The sequence below is a fragment of the Ureibacillus suwonensis genome, assembly GCF_042655065.1.
Classification (GTDB): Bacteria; Bacillota; Bacilli; order Bacillales_A; family Planococcaceae; genus Ureibacillus; species Ureibacillus suwonensis.
Genome location: NZ_JBHSNQ010000022.1, coordinates 1 through 6824 on the forward strand (window position 1 = coordinate 1; position 6824 = coordinate 6824).

Consider the following 6824-nt stretch of genomic DNA (forward strand, 5'->3'; position numbering starts at 1 on the left):
CATCTGATTCACTAATGACTTGAATCATGCGTGAATAAGAGCTTTCAGATGGTACGACATCAGACACAAGGAATCCACAGTCGAAACGAAATAAAGGATCATGGACCAAACGTTTGACTAAATCCTTGATAGTTGGAATACGTTCGACAATACGAATAATCAGCGATTGAATCATTGCACCATCATTCAATTCACGTGGTGCACCTTTCAATGTCTTTTTAGAAAACAATTGAAATATAGGCTGAATGTCGATCACACTAAAAATGGCATCATAACGATGGGAACTTTCCATTTCTAATAATTGATGGATGTCAAAAAGAGAAATTTGTTTTACCATAGTCATAGGGTACTCACCTCTTTCGTATGGTTTGTTTGGTTACCTACCATTATAACGAAATTTGGGGAGGTACCCATTTTTTATTGTCTTGAATCCCTTGAAAATCAAGGGGTGAGAATTATGAAATTAACTCGAATAATAATAAAATATTTTATTTTTAAACAAAACACGGTAATAAGTGAAAATTAGTATTCATATGAATTAGAAATGATTCAAATTTCTTAGCCAAATATTCGAATAAAGGTCTATAATAGTATTAGAAAAGGTGAAAAGCTAAACTAATGGTTTTAATATCAATTTATTCTGCTGTGTCCCTCCTTAGACAATCAAGGGATGATTAGGGAATAAATAGAGAATCTTTTTTCAAATTCCTGTATTTAGTGACGAAATGCATTTGAGTTTGTATGGAGGGAAACAGTTAATGACAAGAGTGCAAAATAGCCAATATCGCACTCTTATCATTATTTTTATAAAAATTGTCTTAAACCATACCTAGGAAGAAATGAAAGCTATTTATAAAATATCCTAAAAATATGAGTTATTTACTGTGATTAAACTAATATTTACTCTATTTAAATTGTTCCATGATAAAAATCTAAAAATTTACCATATTCTTTAACAAAATCTAATTTTACATTTCCAATTGGTCCATTTCGATGTTTTGATAATACTATTTCTGTAATATTTTCCATTTTAGAATTATTTTCGTAATAATCATCACGTTCAACATGTCTGTACTAGACGGTATAAGACAATAACTTTACACCGTAATTATTTCGCATTATTTGCATTAATTAAAATTATGGTTTTTATTGTTTACCAGTTCGTTTATTAAAGTGTATCTCATGTTAGCGAAATCTAATTTATATCCAAGTTTCTCCTTAATCTTTAATTCTTTTTCTGCATCAAAGGAAATAAAAGTTAATGTGTCAAATTCAGATGAAATACCTTCAATCCACTTTCGATTTTCGTGAAATTTTTCTTGGTAAAAACTTGAATCTGAATTTTCTATTACAATAGCTTTTTTGGCGATCCTGATGTTGGAATTAAGAATTGTACTCAAAGTTCCTAGTCCTGTACCAGAAGGAGAGAAAGTAATTAATAATACTTCCTCAAATTCTTCTAATATATTTTTAACCCAACTAATCATTTTTTCTCGAAGTTCATTTTCTTGTTCTAGGAAATCAAAACAACTTTTTGGTTCTTGACTAAACCCACTATCCAAATCGAACATAAACCAATTTTTTTTCGGAATGTTTTTTGAAAATGTTATGTTATTTTTGTAAGAATTAATGCAAAAAAACTCTGTTTTTTCTAACATTTCCATTGAAATAATATCTTCTACAATGGCTGATCCACTCTGCCCTAATCCAATTAGCGCTCTTTTTGTCATTATACCCAATCCTTTATTTCAATATAATTTTATTAATTATATCTAGTTATACTGATAAAACTAGAATATTTTTGGTTGTATTAATATCACATGGAAATTCAATACTATCTTTTCACAATATCGAAATGAATACTACTTTTTTACCATAATATCTCATAAAAAAGCAAGATTTTTATAACTTATTTTGTTCAAGTAAGTATTGGTATTTTGGGACCTTATAGTTCTGTAATTGAATATGAGGAGAATTATTTAATGGTAAGGATTAATATTTACCAATATTAGAGACGGATAGAAATTAAGTGGATAAATAAGAGAATAAATGTAAAGCACGTAAGGGTTGTTCATGGTAACTATTTTTAGTTACTAAAAGCATTTTTAAGCTCAATAAAAAAATAAATCATACTGGTAAGAACAATAAAAGAATGAGAAACAGTCGTACTGGTTTTCTTGATAGGTCAACAGGTATATATTTCCATTCAAGCTAGAATGAGTTGTTATGAAGATTCCGAAAAAAAATAAATTTGACTTTCTGTATGAGTTATTTGTAATTAGGTTAAAAAGTGTTGGTGGAAAAATAATAAAATTTTTAATAAGGGAAACTTACATAATTATAATAATGTATTAGGAGAGGTAATTCATGAAAATTTCCAAATTGAAAATACAAAATTATCGAAACTTAACGGATGTAAATATCGAATTAAATAGGGTAGTCGTTTTTATAGGTGATAACAATAGTGGAAAAAGTAATTTACTAAGAGCGATAACATTACCATTTATGAACGATGAAGTAGGTAGTATTAATAAGAATTTAGGGTGGAACGATATAAATAATTTAGCTAAGGAAAGATATTTCGCTTTTATTAAGGAAAATATTCAAACTATAATAAATGGTAATGTAAACTTGGATGAGTTTGAGGATATTATTCCTTTTGTAATGGTAGAAGCTACTTTTGAACCAGATGGGGCTGATGAGTTTTATGTACATAGATGGATTAACTCTTTAGATGATGAGAAACCAGTATATTCTATATGTTATAAATATTATATAGAAAATCCTAAAGATTTATTGACTCATATCCAAAACATTCTTAAACAAGAAACAGATTCAATTGAGAATTTAAAAATGAATTTATTGCCCATTGAGTTTTTTAAATACGTTATTATGATTCCAACGACAGGAGAACAAATTGCATATAATGAACTTGCAAATTTTAAATATAATTCCTTAGCAGCAGAAAGAGATGACTTCTCAAATAATAGTAACAGGCTTGGATCTAAGTCGTTGGTAAATTTATTACATAATAAATTATCCGATGAAGATAAAGTTAAAATAGAGAAATCATATGGCAAGTTTTTTGATGAATTAAAGGAGATTAGCAATATTGAAGGAGTTTTCAATTGGCAAGAAAACTCTGAACTTGAAAATGCTAAGGATTTCTTTGATGAAATTTCTTTGCTTCCAAATATGCCTAGTATGAGTTCTCTGTTAAATAATGTGAAGCTCGGATATGGTGATGAATATTTAAATACACAAGGTTTAGGATATCGAAATTTAATTTACCTATTTGTCATGATGAATTCATTAGAAATAAGTTCTGACATGGCTTTAAATATATTAACAATAGAGGAACCAGAAGCTCATTTGTCTACCAGTAATGAGTTAATGTTAGCCAGTTATTTAAATTCCTTAGTAAACTCTAGTAGTCAATTGCAAGTTTTTATTTCTACTCATAGCACCATGTTTTTAAATAAACTTAAATTAGAAAATGTATGTATAGTGTCTCAAGGTAAGGCTTTTTCATTAAAATCAGAATTGAAAGATAAACAATTAGATTATTTAGCTAAAAAACCAAATTTAGATTTTATTAAATTCCTTTTTTCACGTCGTTGTGTATTAGTAGAGGGGCCTTCAGAAGAAATTTTTATAAGATCTTATCTCAATTCTCAAACTAATTCTTTACATGATATTGAAGTTATATCTTTACATAAAGGATTTACTAAAATGATAGATATCTGGTTAAAGGTCAATGAAGATTCTACAAATCGTTTAGGTATAATTAGAGATTTCGATAATCAACCTAATGCTCAGGAACAACATGAAAAATACAATAAATATAAAAATGTGTATGTAACTACAACCGAGCAATATACTTTGGAACCAGAAATAGTTTCAACTGGGGATAATTACAAAAAATTAAAAGCATACTTTGAAAAATTCCATGGATGGACAAATATTGATACACCTAAATCTTTATCTGAGAAATGGCAAGGTGCTAAAGCTGAAACAATGCTGAAGTTCTGTAAAGATATTGGAATTGAAGAGTTATCTGAAATAGAACTACCACAGCATATTAGTAGAGTACTACATTTTTTGCAAAGCGGTGAAAAACAATGAAAATAATAGTTGCCGGTGCTGGAGCAGGAAAAACAAGCTCAATGGCTCAGATGGTACTTGATAGATACAATGAAACTGAATCTAAAATAATATATGTGGTTACATATACTAATGCAGCTAAAAATCATATCGAGGATAAAATAAAAAAGTTAAATGGTCATCTTCCGAAAAGAATTCTGGTTGAAACTATACATGCCTTTTTATTAAGGGAATTTATATTTCCTTATCACCATTTACTTTATGGGAAACAATTTACAAGAGTTTCACAAATTAAACTTCCTCATGATAATCGACTTAAGGCAATGAAAATTAAAGAACTTGGTTTACAGAAATTTATTCATGTTGAAAAAGTTACAGAGGTAGCTAAATGGATAGTATATGGTAAGTCAAATGATAAAAAAGATGTGAAAAAAAAACGTGAAGAAGTGTTATCAATAATTACAAGGTTTTTAGATTCTGTATTTGTTGATGAAGCTCAGGACATGGACAATTACTTTTTGGAAATAGTTAAAGTACTAGAAGAAAAAGGAATTAATCTTTGTTTAGTTGGGGATCCAAAACAAGATTTACGCGGACGATTTGCATTTAATGATTTAATAGATACATTTCCTGATTCTGTTACATATAAGCCAGAAAATCATAGATGTCCAGTTTCTCATGTTTTATTTTCTAACTCTTATATATTTGATAAAGAGAAACAAAAACCTATGACTGAAACACTTGGATTACTAAATTATTGTTATGAAGATCAGGTAGATATAGAAGAAATTTTGCGTTCTAAAAAATGGGACTATACTTATATTTATAATAAAAATGAACGTTTCTTTACTAATAAAGCTGACAAAAATAGTGGCGAAGAAAACTTAGAATATGAACTTAAATCATTGATAGCTAAGACAAATTTAATGGAAAATAAGATAGATAAAATTACATACTTATTAAAGAAAAAAGTCTTAAACAAAATATATAGATCAGAATACTATATAATTTTTTCATGGCTAGAAAGAATCCTATCAATTAATTTGTCAGATAAGGATAAAGCTAGACTAGCCTTCTCATTCGATTTAATTCTGGAGAAATCCGACCAAAAAGGTATATTAGTTAACTCTATAGATAGTATTAAAGGTTTAGAAGGTGATAATTGCATTTTTATTTTGACTACAAGTTTAGCTCCATACTTTTTTAAAGAAAAAGCAGACAAAAAGAAAATGCTAAATTATCTTTATGTTGCTTTAACCAGATCTAAAAAAGAGTTATTGATTTTTGTTACTAAAGAGGTAAAGAAAAAATATGGTGAGGAATTTTTAGAAAGTAAGTTTCAGAGCTTTGGAATAAATAAGTTGAAGCATAATAGTTCGAAGGATAATATTTCCATTGTCTAGAAAGAAGTTTTTCTACTAATTGAATCAATTTCATAAATCATAGTTTTTCTGAAGTATAGAGTACCCCTATACTAAAAACCTTGTTTTTTTTTTAAAATTATGCAACTTGGTTTTGTTGCTGTAATAAAGCATTGATTCTTCAACAGCTAGTTTGCAGGTATTATAAATTAACGTCACCAGATTGAAATGCATTTTTGCTTTCTTTCCTGTACGATGACGGACATTGTTTAATTGAAAGTATCCCTTTAAATAAGCGTTAACGCGTTCGACTGCTGTACGTTCTTGATAAAGCAGTTTCCATCGTTCTGTCCCACGTGCTGGATAGGTAAATTTACGGATATCTATATCACATTTGATTTTGAAAACTTTTTGGCAAACTTCTCGTAATGGGCAAGTTGCACATTCCTTTGGACGTGTGAATTTTAATGTATTGTACTTAGCGTCAAAGCTGTCCTATTGGTAACTATGTTCACGCACACAGGTTGGACGAAAATGTTCATCGAATCCTATATATTCTCCTTCTCGGCGAACGTTGTAAGGAATCACGACTCGCATGGACTGTGATACGGCTTGACGGTAAATAGGTTCAACATCATAACCAGCATCAAATATAGCGATTGTAAATTGACCGTTTCCGAAGTGATGAAGTTTTTTCAATAATGGAATCGCAGCTTTACAATCACTTCAATTACCTGAGGACATCAAACGAGTGATGATATATTGACTTTTCGTCGAAACAGCTAAATGGGCTTTATAACCAAACCAGAATGTATTTTTTCCTTTACTATTCTTTTTCACACCCCATTTTGGCTCAATCGGTACATCCTTCCCGCATAAATCCAATCCCCATTCCAACCTGACTGCTCGCCGGACCCGGTAAGAATTGACACAGCGCGACCAAATCAGCATATGTTTTTTCATCTAACCATTTTCGCCGATTCACATATTCCTCGCGAAAATATCCTAAATGAGCAATAGGCCCCCCGAAAGAAGTCAATCCTAACCGGGTAGCTGTTTTCAACACTTCCCAAACAGAACCTCTTTGTTCCTGTTGCAACTTAATTTCTTGATTCAACGCGTATTCCTCCTAATGATATAATATCTTGTTACTGCTATGACGTACTGTACCACATGTAACAAACTCACCAAGTTTAAGCGCGTTAATCCTTTATTTCTTTAAATAGCGCATATGTAAACGATAAAATAAAATCAACAGATTCCGCTCATTTGGATTGAACACTTTTTCACTATCAAATACACTTCTAATAAACTAGTTTATTAAGTTTATTGGAGGTTGTACTAGTGGAGGAGAAGCTT

At 29.8% G+C, this 6824-nt stretch carries 4 protein-coding genes and 3 pseudogenes; 2 read left to right on the forward strand and 5 right to left on the reverse strand.

Going from position 1 to position 6824, the window contains the following annotated elements:
• The 3 genes and pseudogenes from ACFPOH_RS01810 to ACFPOH_RS01820 all read right to left on the reverse strand — a co-directional run.
• On the reverse strand, positions 1-343 hold a 343-nt coding region (locus tag ACFPOH_RS01810; RefSeq protein WP_390308714.1), incomplete at its 3' end, for a transposase.
• Between the two features lie 566 nt (positions 344-909).
• A pseudogene (locus ACFPOH_RS01815) lies at positions 910-1053 on the reverse strand (DnaB-like helicase C-terminal domain-containing protein); the annotation flags it as partial.
• A 74-nt stretch (positions 1054-1127) separates the two neighbouring features.
• Positions 1128-1730 (reverse strand): hypothetical protein, encoded by a 603-nt coding sequence (locus ACFPOH_RS01820; RefSeq protein WP_342470266.1) that lies wholly within the window; start codon positions 1728-1730, stop codon positions 1128-1130.
• A 637-nt stretch (positions 1731-2367) separates the two neighbouring features.
• Between ACFPOH_RS01820 and ACFPOH_RS01825 the strand changes: the two genes are divergently transcribed.
• Complete coding sequence (locus ACFPOH_RS01825) at positions 2368-4125, forward strand: ATP-dependent nuclease (RefSeq protein WP_342470267.1); 1758 nt, start codon at positions 2368-2370, stop codon at positions 4123-4125.
• Positions 4122-5507, forward strand: coding sequence for a UvrD-helicase domain-containing protein (locus ACFPOH_RS01830; protein ID WP_342470268.1), 1386 nt, complete (start codon positions 4122-4124; stop codon positions 5505-5507). Before ACFPOH_RS01825 ends, ACFPOH_RS01830 begins: the two co-directional genes overlap by 4 nt.
• Before the next feature lie 66 nt (positions 5508-5573).
• On the opposite strand, the pseudogene ACFPOH_RS01835 reads toward ACFPOH_RS01830, so the two are convergent.
• Together ACFPOH_RS01835 and ACFPOH_RS01840 are read right to left on the reverse strand one after the other, a co-directional pair.
• Positions 5574-6365, reverse strand: a pseudogene (locus tag ACFPOH_RS01835) (transposase); the annotation flags it as partial.
• Positions 6331-6582: pseudogene (locus ACFPOH_RS01840) on the reverse strand (chromate transporter); the annotation flags it as partial. The pseudogenes ACFPOH_RS01840 and ACFPOH_RS01835, both read right to left, overlap by 35 nt.
• Between the last annotated feature and the right edge of the window lie 242 nt (positions 6583-6824).